The sequence below is a fragment of the Streptomyces sp. NPDC093600 genome (assembly GCF_044764755.1).
Taxonomy (GTDB): Bacteria; Actinomycetota; Actinomycetes; order Streptomycetales; family Streptomycetaceae; genus Streptomyces.
The window spans coordinates 21,038-37,198 of record NZ_JBIWIU010000007.1; the positions used below are offsets into that span (position 1 = coordinate 21,038).

A 16,161-nucleotide genomic window follows, 5' to 3' on the forward strand; every position below is an offset into this window, starting at 1 on the left:
CGGTCAGAGGTTCAGGCCCTTGCCGCGCAGCCAGGCCGACGGGTCCACGCCGGAGCCGCCCGCGGTGTGGACCTCCAGGTGGAGGTGGGGGCCGGTGACGTTGCCGGTCGCGCCCACGCGGCCGATGGTCTCGCCGGTGCCCACGGACTGCCCCGCGCCGACCGTCATGGACGACAGGTGGCAGTACCAGACCTCCGTACCGTCCGCCAGTTCCAGGACGATCCGGTAGCCGTACGAGCCCGACCAGCCGGCGGACTTGATGGTGCCGCCGTGGACGGCCTTGACCGGAGTGCCGGTGGGGGCCGCGAGGTCGAGGCCGGTGTGGTAGCCGGAGGACCACATCGAGCCGGACTCACCGAAGGTGGAGGTGATGGTGTACGAGGAGGTCGGCAGGGCGTAACTGGCGGCGAGCTTGGCCAGGCGCTCGGCCTCGGCCTTCGCCGCGGCCTCCTCCTCGGCCTTCTTCTTCGCCTCGGCGGCCGCCTTCTCGGCGGCGCTCGCCTTGGCGGCGGCCTCTTCGGCGGCCTTCTCGGCTGCCGCCTTCTCCGCCGCGGCCTTCTCGGCGGCGTCGGCGGACACCTGCTGCTGCTCGGCCTGCTGGAGGATGCGGGCGCGCAGCGCCTCGCCGGCGTCGGCGGTGGACGCGGTGGCCGAGGCGTCCGTGCCCCCGCTGCCCTCGGCGTCCAGGGCGAGGGTGGCGGTGAGCGGCAGGGGGTTGTTCGTACCGGAGCCCGAGCCGTCCCCACCGTCGGTCCCGCCGTTCGCGCCGTCCCCGTCGTTCGCGTCGGCGATCAGCTGGCCGACGCCGGGCAGCGCGGAGGCGTCCGGGAGGCCGAGGTCGGGAAGGGATATGGAGACGGCGGGCTTCTCCTGCGCGGTGGCCAGGCCGCCCGCGCCGACGGCGGCGATGACACCGACGCCCAGGACGGTGGAGGAACGGGCGAAGTTGGAGCGCTGCTTGACGACGCGATGACGGCCGCCGGCGCCGGATCGCGCCTGCTGACGGAGCGAGTCCTCGGTGGGATTCCACTCCTCCCACGCGCCTGTCCCGGGGTCCGCCCCGGGGGCACCCGAGGCACCGAACGCGTCGAAGGGGGCTTCGGGGGCAGGGGTGTTGGACGCCACGAAGGCGCGCTCCTTTCCTTCCTTCTCGCCTACCGGGTTAGCTGACGGGTTCGGAGCAGGAAGGTCTCCTACGGGCATCTCGCACGGATGCGAGGCTGCCCGATTCACCCCAATTGGTGGTTCCCCGGTTCCTTTTCAGGATTCGGCGCGTGCGCACGGTGCCGTCTCTTGCGACGGCTGGGACGACCGCGCTGCGTTATCGAACGTTAATAGACAGAGGGTCCTGATTCCAAGCCGTTCCGGTTGATCATTAGCGAGATTGCGGGAGAATGGCCCGACTTGACCCTGCTTCAGTAAACGCCCGGCGAACGACGCGAACCTGACGGTGTGTCAATTGTTATCGGAGTGGCACCTTGTGACTACGGATGGTCACGGCACCACGGGCATCGTCCGCCGCCGCTCCGGCTGCCCCCGCGTCGGGCGGCTCACGGCCAGCAGCGCCATGTCGTCCGTCGTCCCGCCCCCGGTGTAGCGCCGCACATCGTCGACGAGCGCGTCCAGGAGCGCCTCCGGCCCCGGGAAGATCCGCCCGGCGAGCCGCTCGGCGGGATCGTAGAAGGCTCCTGTGGCGTCACGCGCCTCGGAGAGCCCGTCGGTGTACAGCAGCAGCGTGGCGCCCGGCGGGTACGGCGCCTCGTCGGCCCGGTCCGGCCACGCGGCCAGCTCGCCCAGACCGAGCGGCAGCGCCGGCTCGCTCGGCGCCAGCAGGGTCAGCTTCCCGTCCGCGTGGAGCAGCAGCGGCTCGGGGTGCCCGCGGTTCACCACCCGTACGAGACCGCTGCCGCGCGGGATCTCGGCCAGTACGGCGGTGGTGAACCCCTCGGCGGCGTCCAGACCGGTCCGCCGGGTGCCCTCGCGGGCCAGCGCCCGCTCCAGCCGCTGGGCGACGCCCTCCAGCGTCGACTCCTGCTCGGCCGCCTCGCGGAAGGCGCCGATGACGACGGCGACGGCCTCGACCGCGTCGAGCCCCTTGCCCCGTACGTCGCCGACCACGAGCCGTACCCCGTAGGGCGTGTCCTGGACCGCGAACAGATCACCGCCGATGAACGCGTCCGCCTGCGCGGCCTCGTAGCGAGCGGCGACCTGCAGCCCGCCGATCCGCTCGGCGGGCGTCGGCAGCACCGCCTTCTGCGCCGTCTCCGCGATCACCCGGGCCGACGCCAGCCGCTCACCGCTGCGCCGCACGACGCGGTTGATCAGCAGGGCGAGGGCGGAGACCGTGATGACGGTCAGGGTCTCGGTGAGCGCCGGGACGTCGGTGAGGGTGTCGTTGTAGACGTGCAGCCCGACGCTGACGAGGACGGCGGCGATCCCGGTGAGCAGGGTCGTCAGCATCGAGAAGAACGGGGCCGCGATGAGCGGGGCGGCCGAGAACATCGGGGCGGCGGTGAAGGCGGGCGGGGTGGACAGGTCGAAGACGGCCCCTCCCGCGATGATCAGCGGGGGCAGGGCGCGGATGAACCGGCGCGCGCGCTCCCCGCGCGGGCGCGGCCGGGGGGAGGACCCGCTCCCCACCGCTTGCTGCCCCACCTGTGCTCTCCTGCCCGGTCCGTACACGGCGACGGACGGTACCGCGCCCTTCCCAGCGTGGCGGGAGCCGCGCCGGGCGGCGACCCCCGCTCCGCCGACCGGGGTACGGGCCCGTGCCTCCCTGCCCGTGCCCGCGGGCACGGAAGCACGAGCCCGCGGGGCCCGGGCGCGGCCCCCCGTAGTCAGGCCGTCGCCGCGAGCCGTCCTCCCTGGGCCAGCGCCCCCACCGCCACCGCGCAGACGAGACCGACCCCGCACAACACCAGCCAGGGCGTGGCCGACCGGCCCGTCAGGTCGAGCAGCGCCCCGGTCCCCAGGTTCCCGAGCGTGATGCCGACCCCGCAGACGGTGTTGTAGAGGCCGTAGTGCGTCGCCACCCACCGCCCGCCCGACAGGGCGACGACCGTGTCCATCTCGTACGGGTAGAGGATCGCGTTCGCGAGCGCCAGGACCGCCGCGCACAGCAGTAGCCCCACCACCCCGCGCGCCGCCACCGGCAGCAGGAAGGCCGCGCCCATCAGTCCGAGCCCGAGGACCAGGCACCGCTCGCGCGTCAGCCGGCGCTTGCACCAGGCGGTGATCCGCAACTGGCCCGCCAGGGCGACGAGCGCCGAGACGACGAACAGCGCGGTCGTGACCCCCGTACTGTCCGCGGCCAGCGGCAGCGCGAGATAGACCTGGAAGGACAGGACGTACGAGCCCGTCATCGCGAGCGAGAAGAGCCAGAAGGTCCGGTTGGCGAGCACCGTACGGAACTGGCCGCCCTCCCCGGCGACCGGCTCGGCCGCCGCCTCCCGTACGCGTACCGGCAGATGGCGCAGCTGCACCACCGTCAGCGCGGCGAACAGCACCGCCGCCACCACGCACGTCAGCCGGAAGGAGACGCCGGTCAGCGCCACCCCCACCAGCGGCCCGAGCAGGATCCCGGCCTGGTAGTACGTGTTGAACAGGGCGAACGCCTCCACGCGCCGCTCCCCCGCCTCGGCCGCCAGATAGGCCCGTACGGCCGGGTTGAACAACGCTCCCGCCAGGCCCGTCGCCACCGAGGCGGCGATCAGCACGGGCAGCGACTGGGCGAAGGCGAGCGCGCCGAAGCCGGCCGTCCGCAGGGCGCAGCCGGCGACGATCAGCGGCTTGAAACCGAGCCGGTCGGCGAGGGCGCCGCCGATCAGGAACATGCCCTGCTGGGAGAGGTTGCGGACGCCGAGGACGAGACCGACCGACCAGGCCGCCATGCCGAGCCCGTCCGCGAGATGCGCGGCGAGGTACGGCATCAGCATGTAGAAGCCGAGGTTGATGGTGAGCTGGTTGAGGAAGAGGAGGCGCGCGGCGGGCTCGAAGGTACGGCTCTGCTTCCAGATCCCGCCCTCGGCGGCGGCGGTCGTAATGGGTGTCGTACTCATCGGACCCGCCCCGAGGGCGTCGGCCGCTCCAGCACCCGGCGGGTCCAGCCGGTGACGGGCACGCCGCTCTCGTACGCCGCCGGCTCCTCCCGTACGGGGGCGTCGAACAGCCCGTGGGCCGCGCAGAACTCGTCGCTGAACACCGAGTCGAAGTACCGCTGCGGTCCGTCCGGGAAGACGGCCGCGATCCGGGTGCCGCGCGGCCGGGTCCGGGCCAGCCACCCCGCCACGAGCGCCACGGCGCCCACGCTCCAGCCGCCGGTGGCGAACTGACGGGCCGCGAGCCGGCGGGCCGCACGCACCGCGTCCTCGGGGCCCACCCAGTGGATCTCGTCGAAGGCGCCGTGGTCGACGTTGCCCGGGTGGATGGAGGACCCGAGCCCGCGCATCAGCCGCTCGCCCGCCGGAAGGCCGAAGACGGTGGAGTGGACGGAGTCCACGCCGACCAGTTCGAGGGCGGGGCTGCTGGTGGCGCGCAGCGCGCGCGAGATACCGGCCGAGTGGCCGCCCGTACCCACCGCGCAGACGAGGACGTCGATCCGGTCGAGCTGCTGGGAGAGTTCGGCGGCGAGTCCGGCGTACGCCTCGGGATTGTCGGGATTGCCGTACTGGTCGGGCCACCAGGCTCCGTCGAGCGTGGTGAGGAGCTCGGCGACGCGGTCCATCCGGGCCTGCTGCCAGCCGCCGTGCGCACGCGGCTCGGGGACGACATGGACCTGGGCGCCGTGCGCGACGAGCATCCGCTCGACGATCGGTTCCAGACCGGGGTCGGTGACGACGTGGACGGGGTGGCCGTGCAGCACACCCGCGAGGGCGAGGCCGAGGCCGAGGGTGCCCGAGGTGGACTCGACGATCGGCGCACCGGGCCGCAACGCGCCCCGGCGGCGGGCCTGCTCGACCATGTGGAGGGCGGCACGGTCCTTGATGCCGCCGAAGTTGAAGCCTTCGAGCTTGGCCCAGTAGCCGTCGTCCATCCACAGCACGGGGGTGTGGCCGACGGTCTGATCGGCTACGGAAGGTGCGACGCGGGCGATGGAGGCGCTGGGGAGGGAGGCGCTGGGCAGGGAGGCGCCGGGCAGCAGTTTGCTCATGATGGGTACGTCCTTGAGGTGGTACGCGGAGGGAACCTGGTCACGCGAGGGCGAGACCCGGCTCAGTTCCGGTCCACTCCGAGGGCGAGCAGCAGACTTCCCGGCTCGGGGCCGGGCCCCGCCCTGCCCCGGACACAGCGCGCGTGCGGGTCGGCGGGGACCGCGTCCCGTGAGAGGCGTACGGCTCCCCCGGCGTCCGGCACCGCGAGCTGCGAGGCGGCTGCGGTCTGCGCCGGCAGATGGACGTCGAAGGACCACGCCTCGCCGTTCCGCTCGCAGCCGTGCGGCAGGGCGGGCGCGGGGGCGGAAGCGACGGTTCCGGTGCCGGCGGCGGTGGCGGTTCGGTCGGCGAGGGGCAACACGTGACCGTGCGTCCCGTGACAGACACCGGCGATCAGCGCGACGAGGGCGAGGAGCAGCAGGACGGCGGGCACCCGCCGTCCCACCGCCGCTCGTACGTCCGTCACATCGCGATCACGCATGGTGCGCGCGACACTACGGCGGGTACTCGCGCCTGGGCAAAGGGACAGGCGCGGTTTTGGCCACCGTTTACTCCCGGAGCTTCCGTTACAGGTTGCGCTCCGCGTAGACCTCCATCGCGTCCCGGACGAGGATCGCCGTGCCCTCGCCGTGCTTGTCGTAGTTGGCGGTGAAGCGCGGGTCGTCGACGTACAGCCGGCCGAGGCCGATCACGTACTCCTTCGACGGTGTCGTGGTCGTCGACAGCCACTCGATGTGGCGGCGCGTGATCGCCTGGACCTCGTCGCTGTCGGCGGCCAGGCCGTCCCGCGCCGCCCGGGCGAAGTCACGGGCGATGCCGGCCTGCCGGTCCATGAACGCCCGCTTCTCCTCGGCGCCGAGCGAGCGCCACCAGCGGTCGCCCTTCTCGTACGCCTCCCGGCCCCAGCGCTCGGTGACCTCCGCCTCGTACCGCGCGTGGTCGAACCCGTCGAACACTTCCTCGGCCATCAGCTCTTCTCCCTTCTCGGTCTTGTGGAGAGTGGTCCGCACCGACTCGATCTGCCGGCCGATGCGCTCCCGCTCCTGCTCCAGCAGGGCGAGATGGGTCCGCAGGGCGGCGGACGTGTCGCGCTGGCCTTCGAGGACCTCGGCGATGGCGGACAGCGAGAGCCCGAGCTCGCGCAGCAGCAGGATGCGCTGCAGCCGCACGAGTGCCGCCTGGTCGTAGTACCGGTAACCGTTGGCGCCGATCCGGCTGGGCTCCAGCAGTCCGCGCTCGCCGTAGTGCCTGAGCGTGCGGCTGGTGGTGCCGGCCTTCCTGGCGATCTCCTGGATCGACCACTCCATGCCGAGAACGCTAAATCTTGACGTCGCGTAAAGGTCAAGCGGCGGAAAAGGGCCGCGCCGGAAACGCGCCGGAGGCACCCCGGGACACGACGAAAGCCCGGATCCATTCACTGGATCCGGGCCTTCGTTGCTACTGAGTAGCGGGGACAGGATTTGAACCTGCGACCTCTGGGTTATGAGCCCAGCGAGCTACCGAGCTGCTCCACCCCGCGTCGGTGAATATGACCTTACGGCATGGGCAGCGGATTCGGAAATCCGTTTCCTCAGCAGCCGCAGTCCTCGGCGTCGACGGGGGCCGTCAGCGGGTCCGCGTCCTTCTTCCCGGCGCCTTCCCACGTCTCGTACGCGAAGCCCTCGCGCACCCAGTACTCGAAGCCGCCGAGCATCTCCTTGACCTGGTAGCCGAGCTGGGCGAGGGCGAGCGCGGCGCGCGCGCCGCCGTTGCAGCCGGGGCCCCAGCAGTACGTGACCACGGGCACGGACTTGTCGAGCAGCCGCTCGGCCTGCTCGGGTATGAGGGCGGTCGGCAGATGGATCGCGCCGGGGATGTGGCCCTGGTCCCAGGAGGCCGTGGAGCGCGAGTCGAGAACGACGAAGCCGGGGTCCCCGCCGTCGGCGAGAGCGGCGGCGACGTCGGACACGTCGGCGTGGAAGGCGAGCCCCGCGGCGAAATAGGCGGCCGCCGCGGCGGGCGAGGCGGGCGGGGTGCGAAGTACCGAATTGACCTGCGTCGTTGTCGTCATGCCTGAAAATCTACGGTCGGAGATCGACGCGTTGAAGTGGCAATTCCCGGTGACCGCGCGGATCGGCAGGGGAAAACGGCGAGTTCACCGGGGCGCGGCGTGGATCTCACTCATCGGCCGACTCCGCGCCCCGGTCCGCCATGGAACGGTCGCGTGAGGCAGGTGGACTAGCCGTGCTTCTCCAAAAAGGCGAGCACCCGCTGGACGAGCAGCCCGGCCGCCGTCTCGTCGTACGACGGCAGGCCGCTGTCGGCGAACAGATGCCGATCGCCCGCGTAGAGGAAAAGCTCCGCGTCCTCCGCATCCGCCACAAGGGCGCGGGCGGCGTCGAGGTCGCCCTCACCGGCGAAGAACTCGTCCGCGTCCATTCCATGGATCTGTACGGGGACGTCGGCCGGCCATGCCGTACCGAACTCACCGACGGGCACACACGCGCTGACCAACACGGCTCCGGCCGCGCCGGGCCGCGTCTGGGCCAACTTCTGGGCGGGCAGCACCCCGAGCGAGAACCCCACGTACACCAGCCCCTTGGGCAGCCCCTCGGCAGCCCGCACCCCGCGCTCGACGATCGCCCCGAAACCGACCTCTTGGGCGTACCCGGCGCCGTCTTCAAGACTGTCGAACGTCCGTCCCTCGTACAGATCGGGCACATGCACCACATGCCCACCCCGCCGCACCTCTTCGGCGAAGCCACGCACACCGTCCGTCAGCCCCTGCGCGTGATGGAACACCAACACCTCGGCCATGACCACCCTCTCCGGCCCGACCACGCCGGCACGGACCACTGCGATCCTCGCGCAGCCCACTGACAACGGCCGCCGCGGCGCAGGCACATGGGCCGGTCAACTCACGCTCATGCCCCGGTCCGGCCACCGGTCGCGTTCCTCGCGCAGCGCGTTGATCTTCCGGGAAGCCTTGACGAACGAGTAGTCCGCCCGGCCGTCGTCGGCGGACGACGTGCGGGATTCCTTGTCCATGGTCAGGTGCCGTGTAAATCTGTCCGGATCATCCCCGAACTCGTAGCGGACCAGCTCCCCGTCCTCGGAGATCTTCCGGAAGTAGACGAGCGCGGCCACTACCACTCACCCTCAAAGCCTTCCCGCTTGTTCAGCGGTACGAGGAGGACATGATCCGCTCACGCGTCGCTCACGCACGCGCCCCGGAATGACGGAGCGCCCCGACCAGCCGAAACCGGTAGGGGCGCTCCGTAGCAGGCCAGGAGGCTTCTCCTGGCCCGCCTTCGGTAGGCCGTGTGGGACTCGAACCCACAACCAACGGATTAAAAGTCCGCTGCTCTGCCAATTGAGCTAACGGCCCTCGGCACAAGGGCACCCCCGCAGCATAGCCGGATCAGGCCCCGCAGCCGATCGGGTATCGGCAGTGGCGGGTCCTGGCGCACCGGGTGTGCGCCAGGACCCGGGGGTCAGCCGGTGTAGAAGCCCGCGATGTCCGCGATCAGGTCGACGGAGCCGGCGTGGTTGTAGAAGGTCACCTTGCCGTCGACGACCGGTACGACCACCAGGTTCGGCACCGTCTGGCCGGCGACGAAGTTCAGGTTCGACGCGCTCGTCCGCGACGTGCCCGACGGGTACACCGACACGAAGCTGGTCGCCGTCGCGTTCGTCGCCGTCACGTTCAGGACCACCGCCGAGACGCCGGACGCCGGCACCCCGCCCGCGCCCGCGACCTGGAGTGTCGTGGTCCGGCGGGCGTCCAGGCGGGACCGCGGTACGCCGAGGCCGCTGCGGGTGTCCATCAGCCGGGTCGGCGTCATCGGCTTGTACTCGGCCCCGGCGCCGCCCGTCACGTAGTACCCGGCGACATCGGCCAGCAGATCGACGGAGCCGGCGTGGTTGTAGAAGCTCACCTTGCCGTCGACGACCGGCACGACCACCAGGTTCGGCACCGTCTGACCGGCGACGAAGTTCAGGTTCGACGCGCTCGTCCGCCGCGTACCCGACGGGTACACCGACACGAAGCTCGCCGCCGTCGGGCTCGTCGCCGTCACGTTCAGGACGACGGCGCTGATCCCCGGCCTGCCGACCGGCAGGGTCACCGTCGCGCCCGGACCGACCTTCGCCTTCGGGACACCGAGACCGCTGCGGGTGTCCATCAGCCGGGCCGGTGTCACCGGTTCGTACGTGGAGCCGTCGCCGCCACCGGTGTAGTACCCGGCGACATCGGCCAGCAGGTCCACCGAGCCGGCGTGGTTGTAGAAGCTCACCTTGCCGTCGACGACCGGCACGACCACCAGGTTCGGCACCGTCTGACCGGCGACGAAGTTCAGGTTCGACGCGCTCGTCCGCGACGTGCCCGACGGGTACACCGACACGAAGCTCGCCGCCGTCGCGTTCGTCGCCGTCACGTTCAGGACGACGGCGCTGATGCCCGGCTCGCGGACCGGCAGGGTCACCGTCCGGCCCGGACCGACCTTCGCCTTCGGCACGCCCACACCGCTCCGGGTGTCCATCAGCCGGACCGGTGTGACCGGCTTGAAGGTGCCGTACGCCGAGGAGAGACCCCCGCTCAGCAGCAGCGCACCGCGCTGCTCGACCACCGTGCCCACGCCGTCGGCGGGCCGCGCCGTCAGCGACCAGGTGTAGGCGCCGTTCGTGACCGGCTTTCCGCTGTCGTCCTTGCCGTCCCAGGCGGCGGTGAGCAGACCGCGCGCCTCTCCGCCGGACAGGGTGCGGGCGACGGCGCCCGTGGCCTTGTGCGTCAGCGTGAGGGTCCAGGACGCGGCGGGCTTGGACAGCCACCAGCGCCCCGACCAGGAGGCGGCCGCGGCGTCGAACGCGGCCGGGGTGTCCGCGTCGATCACGGCGAGGGCGGAGGCGGGTACGCCGGACGGGACGACGTGGACGGCGCCCTCGGCGTCGGCGTACGCGAGCGGTCCGCCGAAGCGGTCGACGGTCCAGCCCCTGCCGGGCCCGGCCAGGCCGGGCGTGCCGATCTGCCGGGTGGTCGCGGCCCCGCGCACGTCGGTGGTGTAGAGCTCGCCGCCCTTCTGCCAGACGACATGGCCGTCGCCCAGGAGGGCACCCTGATGGGCGGGGAGCGGCGTGGACGTCCGGGTCTCCGTGTCGTACACGCCGGAGGACTCGGGGCCGCACTCCCAGTACAGCGAGGTGCCGGTCGCCTGGAGCGCGCCGATCGAACAGTCGGCGACCTTGGCCGACCCGAGGGCCCGGCCGGTGCGCACGTCCACGGCGCTGACCGTGTCCACCGCTCCGCCCAGGGGGCCCGAAGCGGTCCACAGGGTGCTGCCCGCGAGCGCGAACGGAGCGTTCACTGCTCCGGTACGGACGTTCCCGCCGTTGTCCAGGTCGAAGACCCGGACCCGGCCGTCCTCGGTCCGCGCGGCGGCGTAGCGGCCGGACACGCGCAGGGTGTCCGGGCCCGTGCTGATCCGCTGCTCGGTGACCGTCCTGGCCGGCAGCGAACCGCCGGCGTCCACGACGGCGAGGCCGTTGCCGTCCTTCTTACGGAAGACGACCCGGCCGTCCCCGGTCGCGAAGGTCTCGGGGCATTCGGCCGCCGTGAGGCAGCCGCCGGGGAACTGCGCGGGGTCGGCGCCCCGGTCCGTACGCTCTGCGGCCTCCAGGGCCCCGGCGACCGTCAGGTCGGTGGAACGCAGCCGGGCCTCGGGACCGTCGAGGGTGGGCACGCGGTCGACCGTGGTCAACCGGCCCTGTCCCAGTGCGAGTCCGGTGACGGCCGTCCGTACGGGCGGTGCGTCCGCGACCTTCGTGATGTCCAGCCCACCGGCCGCCCCCGGCCGGAGCGCGTAGACGCCCGGCCCCGTCCCCTCACCCGTCTCGGCGCGGCCGATGAGCAGGGAACCGTCGGCCTTGAAGCGGGGCATGGCGGTGGCCCGCTCGAAGACCACACGCTCGGGGCCGCCGGTGAACGGCACGGCGAGGACGCGCCACTCCAGCTCGGCGTAGCGGGGCTTCTCGGAGAGCGGCCTGGCGATCAGGACCTGGTCGCCGACGGTGCCGAGCAGCTGCCCGTCCTCCGCGCCGGCGACGGTGAGTTCGCGGGCCGGCTGCCGGAGGTCATCCGTCTGCCAGACCGTCAGGCGGCCGCTGTCGTGCCACTGGGTGACGTGGCCACCACCGGCCACGGTCCGGTACGGCACGTCGTCGAGCCGCGTGCCCGTCCGCGATCCGTCCCGGGCGAGCCGGTCCACGAACGTGAGGTCGCCGTACTGGACGGCGAGGTACAGCCCGTTCCTGTCGGAGGCCAGGACGTTGACGTAGTCCGCGCCGGACAGCGGAACCGTCCGGTCGGCGAGCTGCCCGTCCTTCCAGGTGAGCACGTGGAGGGCGGTCGTCTTCCCTCCCGCGCTCTCCTTGGTCACCACGGCGTCCCCGAAGACGCTGAAAAGGGTCTGATCGGCGGGAATCGTGACGGTCCGCTCCGAGCCGTCCCGCATGTCGCGCTGGAGGACGCTCCTCCAGTCGCCGACGAAGGCGACGATGTCGGAGTCCGTGCCGTAGACGGTCTTGTAGCCGGCCGGCACGGGGACGGGCTTCGTGGTCCCGTCGGCGTACGAGGTCCAGTGGAAGCCGCTGTTCATCCAGCCGGACAGATAGCCCGTCTCGCCGGCCTGTTGCAGGACGGACGCGTTCGGGTCCCCCACCGTCGGGGCGGGGATGGTCAGGGCGTCCCGCGGCGCCTCGGCCGCGACCGCGGTGACGGTGGTGAGTGGTGCGAGTCCGGCGGTGATGCCGACGGCCACGGCCGCGGCGATCGCGTTCCGGACCGGCGTAAGACGTCTCAAGATCAGCTTCTCCCCGAAGGCCGCTCGTCGGGCACGGAGGAAGCCTGACCGTCCCCCCGGCTCGACGCCCGCGGCCAACGCGCCCCCCGCGCAAGTGTGTTCGACACTAACAGGGGCGAACCATCTCCGCGCGCCATTTTCTAACGCGTTCAAAACGACGAAGGCCCGCATCACACCGGCGAGGTGTGATGCGGGCCTTCGGCCTTGGCTCAATCAGCCGTTGCGCTTCCAGCGCGGCTTGTCGTCACGGCGCCCGAAGGAGCCGGTGTTCGTGCCGGTGTTGGAGCCGGTGCCGCGGTGCTCGCCGCCGCGGTGGTCGTCACGACGGCCGTACGGGCGGTCGCCGCCCGAGCGGAAGCCGCCGGCGGGGCGGTCGTCGCGACGGTCGCGGTTGAACGGACGGTCGCTGCCGCGGTGGCCGCCCGAGGGACGGTCGTCACGACGGTCGAAGGAACGGCCGCCACGGTCGTCGCGGTTGAAGCCACCGGACGGGCGGTCGTCGCGGCGGAAGCCACCCGACGGGCGGTCGTTGTCCCGACGGAAGCCACCGGACGGACGGTCGTCGCGGCGGAAACCACCCGACGGACGGTCGTTGTCCCGACGGAAACCACCGCGGTCGCCACCACGGTCACCGCGGTCGTCGCGGTTGAAGCCGCCCGAGGGACGGTCGTCGCGGCGGAAGCCACCGGACGGACGGTCGTTGTCCCGACGGAAGCCACCGGACGGACGGTCGTCGCGGCGGAAACCACCCGACGGACGGTCGTTGTCACGACGGTCGTCACGACGGAAACCACCGGACGGACGGTCGTTGTCACGACGGAAGCCACCACGGTCGCCACCGCGGTCGCCGCCACGGTCACGGCGCTCGTAGTTGCCCCGCTCGTCGCGGAACGCCGGGCGCTCCTCACGACGGTCCTCGCGGCGCTCCTCGGCCACCTGAGCGGCCGTCACCGCCGCGATCTCGGCCTCGGCGGCCTCGGTCACCTCGGCGACCGCGGCCTCCGGGTCCTCGCCCCGCTCGCGCGCGGAACGGGCGACCAGACGGTCGGCCTCCTCGCGGAGCTCGGCGGCCCGGCGCGTCAGGCGCTCCAGCTGCTTGGTGAGCTCGGCGACCTCACGCTCGGCCTGCTTGGCCGCGTTGTTCGCGGAGTCGGCCTGGACCTCGGTGAGCGAACGCGCACCAGTGATCTCGGCGACCTCCGGGTCGAACGCGCCGACGCCCTGCACGATGTGGCGCGTGGCGTCGACGCCCGCGTCCTCCATCAGCCGGAAGATCTGGCGGCGCTGGTGCGGCAGCGACAGGGAGACCACGACACCGGACTTGCCGGCCCGCGCGGTACGGCCCGAGCGGTGCAGGTAGTCCTTGTGGTCACCGGCCGGGTCCACGTTCAGGACCAGGTCGATGCCGTCGACGTGGATGCCGCGGGCGGCGACGTCGGTCGCGACGAGCGCGTTGACGTAACCCTTCTTGAAGTCCTCGAGGACCCGGGTGCGTGCGCCCTGCGTCATGCCGCCGTGCAGCGCGTCCGCCTTCACGCCGGACTCGATGAGCTGCTCGGCGATGCGGTCGGCACCCAGCTGGGTACGGACGAAGATGATCGTGCGGCCCTTGCGGGCGGCGATCGCGGCCGTGACCGGCGCCTTGTCCTTCGGCTTCACGACGAGAACGTGGTGCGTCATGGTCGAGACGTTGCCCTGGGCGCTGTCGACCTCGTGGCTGACCGGGTTCTTCAGGTAGCGCTTGACCAGCGTGCCGATCTCGTTCTCCATGGTGGCGGAGAAGAGCATGCGCTGGCCGCCCTCGGGGATCTGGTCGAACAGCTCGGTGACCTCGGGCAGGAAGCCCAGGTCCGACATCTGGTCGGCCTCGTCGAGGACCGCGACCTGGACGTTCTCCAGGGAGCAGGCGCCGCGGTTGATGATGTCGCGCAGTCGGCCCGGGGTGGCGACGAGGACGTCGACGCCGCGCTCCAGGGCGTAGATCTGGTTGCCCATCGACGTACCGCCGCAGACGACCTTGATCTTCAGGCCGAGCACGTCACCGTACGGCTGGAGGGCGTCCGCGACCTGCATCGCGAGCTCGCGGGTCGGGGTGAGGATGACCGCGCGGGGCTTCTTCTTCTCGGTGTGGCCGCCGGCCAGCTGCGCCAGCGTCGGCAGACCGAAGGAGAGGGTCTTGCCGGAGCCGGTACGGCCACGGCCGAGGATGTCCTTGCCGGCCAGGGCGTCCGGGATGGTCGCGGCCTGGATCGGGAAGGGGCTGGTCACACCGTTCTGCGCGAGCTTGCGCACAACGCCCTCGGGCAGGCCCAGGTCGGCGAAGGTGATCGTCGGCTCGGAGGACTCAGCCGCCTCGGCAGCCTCGGCGGCCACCTCGACGACAGCCTCTACGGCGTCGACGATCTCGTCGTTCTCGGGCAGGACGGCGTGGTCAGGACTGAAAATGGACATGCGAAATGCGAAACCTTCCGGAGTCTCGGCACGCGCCCGTCAACTCCGTGAATTCGCAAATCGACCGCCTCAATGCGGTCAGCCACGGCTAGGGAGAGTACGCGCCACACGGCGCTCTTCTGTTTCGGCGCCGGGCAATGGGATCAAACGATCTATAACCATACGCACCCTCCCCGCCTCATTGCAAACCGGCCTCCGTCACACCGGCGCGACCTGCGGCGATGCCTCTGGTTCCGAGTGTCCGCCGGGCGCGTCGGCCGCCCTCATGGCGCCCATGTGCGTGTCCGCGCCGGGCGTCGAGGTCGGCTGGTCGGACGGCTCCGCGGTCGGCTCCTGAGTGGGGTCCGGGGTCGCGGACGGCTCCTGCGTCGGAGCCGACGACGGCTCCGCCGGGGGCGTGGTCTCCTCGGCCGGCGCACTCGGCTCTCCGGCCCCACCGGACCCGCCCGCCCCACCGGGCTCGGCCGGCGGCTTCGGCGCGCCGCCCGGCCCCGGCGGCGCGCCCGCCGGAGGCTTCCCGGAGGCCGAGGGCGATCCGCTCGGGACCGGCGACTCCTCACCGGCGCCGTCCGCGTCCGGTCCGCCCTCTCCGGCCCCCTCGCGCCCCGCACCGCCGGGCCCGCCCGGACCCCCGACACCGCGCTCGACCTCGGCCGCCACGCCCTGCTTCCCCGCGGACTTGCCGGGTGCGGGCTTCGCACCCTCGTCACTCACACTCATACAGCCGCTCAGACCGGCACAGGCGGCGACCGCCAGCGCGGTGGCGGCCCATCTCACACGGGTGGGCAAATGGCGCACGGAGGGCACCTCCAGGAGACATCGGGCGGAAACGGGAACGCGAAGGGGACGCGTCTCGCTGCCCAACTCCCTTGGCACCACAAGGGACACGCCCGCGGCCGCCCCGGCCGCTCCGCCCCTCAAGGAGCGGAGGCGTCAGCCGTCGGCCGCACCAGCGCCCGTTCGGCTTCGTCAGCCGTAGCCCAGCGCGTGCAGTCGCTCGTCGTCGATGCCGAAGTGGTGGGCGATCTCGTGCACGACCGTGATCTCGGTCTCCGCCACCACGTCCTCGCGCGACTCGCACATCCGCAGCGTCGGCCCCCGGTAGATCGTGATCCGGTCCGGCAGCACCCCGGCGTACCACTCGCCGCGGTCCGTCAGCGGTGTCCCCTCGTAGAGCCCGAGCAGCTCGGGGTCGTCCGGAGAGGGTTCCTCCTCCACGAACACCGCGACGTTGTCCATCAGCCGCGTCAGCTCCGGCGGGATCCGGTCCAGGGCCTCGGCGACAAGCTCCTCGAACTCCTCGCGCGTCATCTCCAGCACCCGCCCATTGTCGCCCCACACGAAACCGTTTTGGCGATAGCCGCCGGCATCCCATATGCTTCTCACGTCCCCGACGCGCTGCGAAGCGCGCAGGTGAGCCTCTAGCCCTCATCGTCTAGTGGCCCAGGACGCCGCCCTTTCAAGGCGGTAGCACGGGTTCGAATCCCGTTGGGGGCACGCTACATCCTGTGCGAGACTAGATCTCGCACATCGCAAGGTCCTGTGGAGCAGTTGGTTAGCTCGCCACCCTGTCAAGGTGGAGGTCGCGGGTTCAAGTCCCGTCAGGATCGCTGAGGTCAGAAATGATCTCGTGGCTGGGTAGCTCAGTTGGTACGAGCGATCGCCTGAAAAGCGATAGGTCGCCGGTTCGACCCCGGCCCCAGCCACAAAGAGAAGGCCCCGTT

13 protein-coding genes, 5 tRNA genes and 1 riboswitch are annotated in these 16,161 nt (G+C 71.8%); of the genes, 3 read left to right on the top strand and 15 right to left on the bottom strand.

Annotation, left to right across the window (positions count from 1 at the left end; translation table 11 throughout):
- Nucleotides 1-3: 3 nt before the first annotated feature.
- From ACIRB4_RS18420 to ACIRB4_RS18490, 15 genes are all read right to left on the bottom strand, one after another.
- Nucleotides 4-1,125, bottom strand: a complete 1,122-nt coding sequence (locus ACIRB4_RS18420; RefSeq protein ID WP_403292446.1) for a M23 family metallopeptidase — start codon at nucleotides 1,123-1,125, stop codon at nucleotides 4-6.
- A gap of 11 nt (nucleotides 1,126-1,136) precedes the next feature.
- Nucleotides 1,137-1,283: riboswitch (cyclic di-AMP (ydaO/yuaA leader) on the bottom strand.
- Between the two features lie 211 nt (nucleotides 1,284-1,494).
- A complete protein-coding gene (locus tag ACIRB4_RS18425) occupies nucleotides 1,495-2,655 on the bottom strand; it encodes a PP2C family protein-serine/threonine phosphatase (protein WP_403292448.1) in 1,161 nt (386 codons plus the stop codon).
- Nucleotides 2,656-2,837: 182 nt separating this feature from the next.
- Nucleotides 2,838-4,058, bottom strand: coding sequence for an MFS transporter (locus tag ACIRB4_RS18430; protein WP_403292449.1), 1,221 nt, complete (start codon nucleotides 4,056-4,058; stop codon nucleotides 2,838-2,840).
- Nucleotides 4,055-5,149 (bottom strand): PLP-dependent cysteine synthase family protein, encoded by a 1,095-nt coding sequence (locus ACIRB4_RS18435; RefSeq protein WP_403292450.1) that lies wholly within the window; start codon nucleotides 5,147-5,149, stop codon nucleotides 4,055-4,057. The genes ACIRB4_RS18430 and ACIRB4_RS18435 overlap by 4 nt, the downstream gene beginning before the upstream one ends.
- Before the next feature lie 62 nt (nucleotides 5,150-5,211).
- Nucleotides 5,212-5,631 (bottom strand): hypothetical protein, encoded by a 420-nt coding sequence (locus ACIRB4_RS18440; protein WP_403292452.1) that lies wholly within the window; start codon nucleotides 5,629-5,631, stop codon nucleotides 5,212-5,214.
- A gap of 85 nt (nucleotides 5,632-5,716) precedes the next feature.
- Nucleotides 5,717-6,457 (bottom strand): MerR family transcriptional regulator, encoded by a 741-nt coding sequence (locus ACIRB4_RS18445; protein WP_403292454.1) that lies wholly within the window; start codon nucleotides 6,455-6,457, stop codon nucleotides 5,717-5,719.
- Nucleotides 6,458-6,595: 138 nt separating this feature from the next.
- A tRNA-Met gene (locus tag ACIRB4_RS18450) sits at nucleotides 6,596-6,669 on the bottom strand.
- Nucleotides 6,670-6,720: 51 nt separating this feature from the next.
- Nucleotides 6,721-7,200: a rhodanese-like domain-containing protein gene (locus ACIRB4_RS18455; protein ID WP_403292456.1), complete on the bottom strand. Its 480-nt coding sequence runs from the start codon at nucleotides 7,198-7,200 to the stop codon at nucleotides 6,721-6,723.
- Nucleotides 7,201-7,367: 167 nt separating this feature from the next.
- Nucleotides 7,368-7,970 (bottom strand): dienelactone hydrolase family protein, encoded by a 603-nt coding sequence (locus tag ACIRB4_RS18460; RefSeq protein WP_403292929.1) that lies wholly within the window; start codon nucleotides 7,968-7,970, stop codon nucleotides 7,368-7,370.
- Between the two features lie 72 nt (nucleotides 7,971-8,042).
- Nucleotides 8,043-8,276, bottom strand: coding sequence for a hypothetical protein (locus ACIRB4_RS18465; protein WP_403292458.1), 234 nt, complete (start codon nucleotides 8,274-8,276; stop codon nucleotides 8,043-8,045).
- Between the two features lie 168 nt (nucleotides 8,277-8,444).
- Nucleotides 8,445-8,517: transfer RNA gene (locus ACIRB4_RS18470), tRNA-Lys, on the bottom strand.
- A 106-nt stretch (nucleotides 8,518-8,623) separates the two neighbouring features.
- Nucleotides 8,624-11,986 (bottom strand): FlgD immunoglobulin-like domain containing protein, encoded by a 3,363-nt coding sequence (locus tag ACIRB4_RS18475; RefSeq protein ID WP_403292459.1) that lies wholly within the window; start codon nucleotides 11,984-11,986, stop codon nucleotides 8,624-8,626.
- A 213-nt stretch (nucleotides 11,987-12,199) separates the two neighbouring features.
- Nucleotides 12,200-14,437: a DEAD/DEAH box helicase gene (locus tag ACIRB4_RS18480; RefSeq protein WP_403292461.1), complete on the bottom strand. Its 2,238-nt coding sequence runs from the start codon at nucleotides 14,435-14,437 to the stop codon at nucleotides 12,200-12,202.
- Between the two features lie 198 nt (nucleotides 14,438-14,635).
- On the bottom strand, nucleotides 14,636-15,235 hold the full coding sequence (locus ACIRB4_RS18485; RefSeq protein WP_403292462.1) for a hypothetical protein: 600 nt from the start codon (nucleotides 15,233-15,235) through the stop codon (nucleotides 14,636-14,638).
- A gap of 171 nt (nucleotides 15,236-15,406) precedes the next feature.
- A complete protein-coding gene (locus tag ACIRB4_RS18490) occupies nucleotides 15,407-15,757 on the bottom strand; it encodes a metallopeptidase family protein (protein WP_403292464.1) in 351 nt (116 codons plus the stop codon).
- A gap of 104 nt (nucleotides 15,758-15,861) precedes the next feature.
- On the opposite strand from ACIRB4_RS18490, the gene ACIRB4_RS18495 reads away from it, so the two are divergent.
- The 3 genes from ACIRB4_RS18495 (at nucleotide 15,862) to ACIRB4_RS18505 (ending at nucleotide 16,143) form a co-directional block, all read left to right on the top strand.
- A tRNA-Glu gene (locus ACIRB4_RS18495) sits at nucleotides 15,862-15,934 on the top strand.
- A 39-nt stretch (nucleotides 15,935-15,973) separates the two neighbouring features.
- A tRNA-Asp gene (locus tag ACIRB4_RS18500) sits at nucleotides 15,974-16,047 on the top strand.
- 22 nt (nucleotides 16,048-16,069) lie between these two features.
- Nucleotides 16,070-16,143, top strand: a tRNA-Phe gene (locus ACIRB4_RS18505).
- The last annotated feature ends 18 nt before the right edge of the window (nucleotides 16,144-16,161 follow it).

Bases quoted from the DNA above. Each gene is read 5' to 3' on its own strand.
- ACIRB4_RS18430 (WP_403292449.1), bottom strand. From the start codon at position 4,058: ATGAGTACGACACCCATTACGACCGCCGCCGCCGAGGGCGGGATCTGG.
- ACIRB4_RS18435 (WP_403292450.1), bottom strand. From the start codon at position 5,149: ATGAGCAAACTGCTGCCCGGCGCCTCCCTGCCCAGCGCCTCCCTCCCC.
- ACIRB4_RS18440 (WP_403292452.1), bottom strand. From the start codon at position 5,631: ATGCGTGATCGCGATGTGACGGACGTACGAGCGGCGGTGGGACGGCGG.
- ACIRB4_RS18445 (WP_403292454.1), bottom strand. From the start codon at position 6,457: ATGGAGTGGTCGATCCAGGAGATCGCCAGGAAGGCCGGCACCACCAGC.
- ACIRB4_RS18455 (WP_403292456.1), bottom strand. From the start codon at position 7,200: ATGACGACAACGACGCAGGTCAATTCGGTACTTCGCACCCCGCCCGCC.
- ACIRB4_RS18480 (WP_403292461.1), bottom strand. From the start codon at position 14,437: ATGTCCATTTTCAGTCCTGACCACGCCGTCCTGCCCGAGAACGACGAG.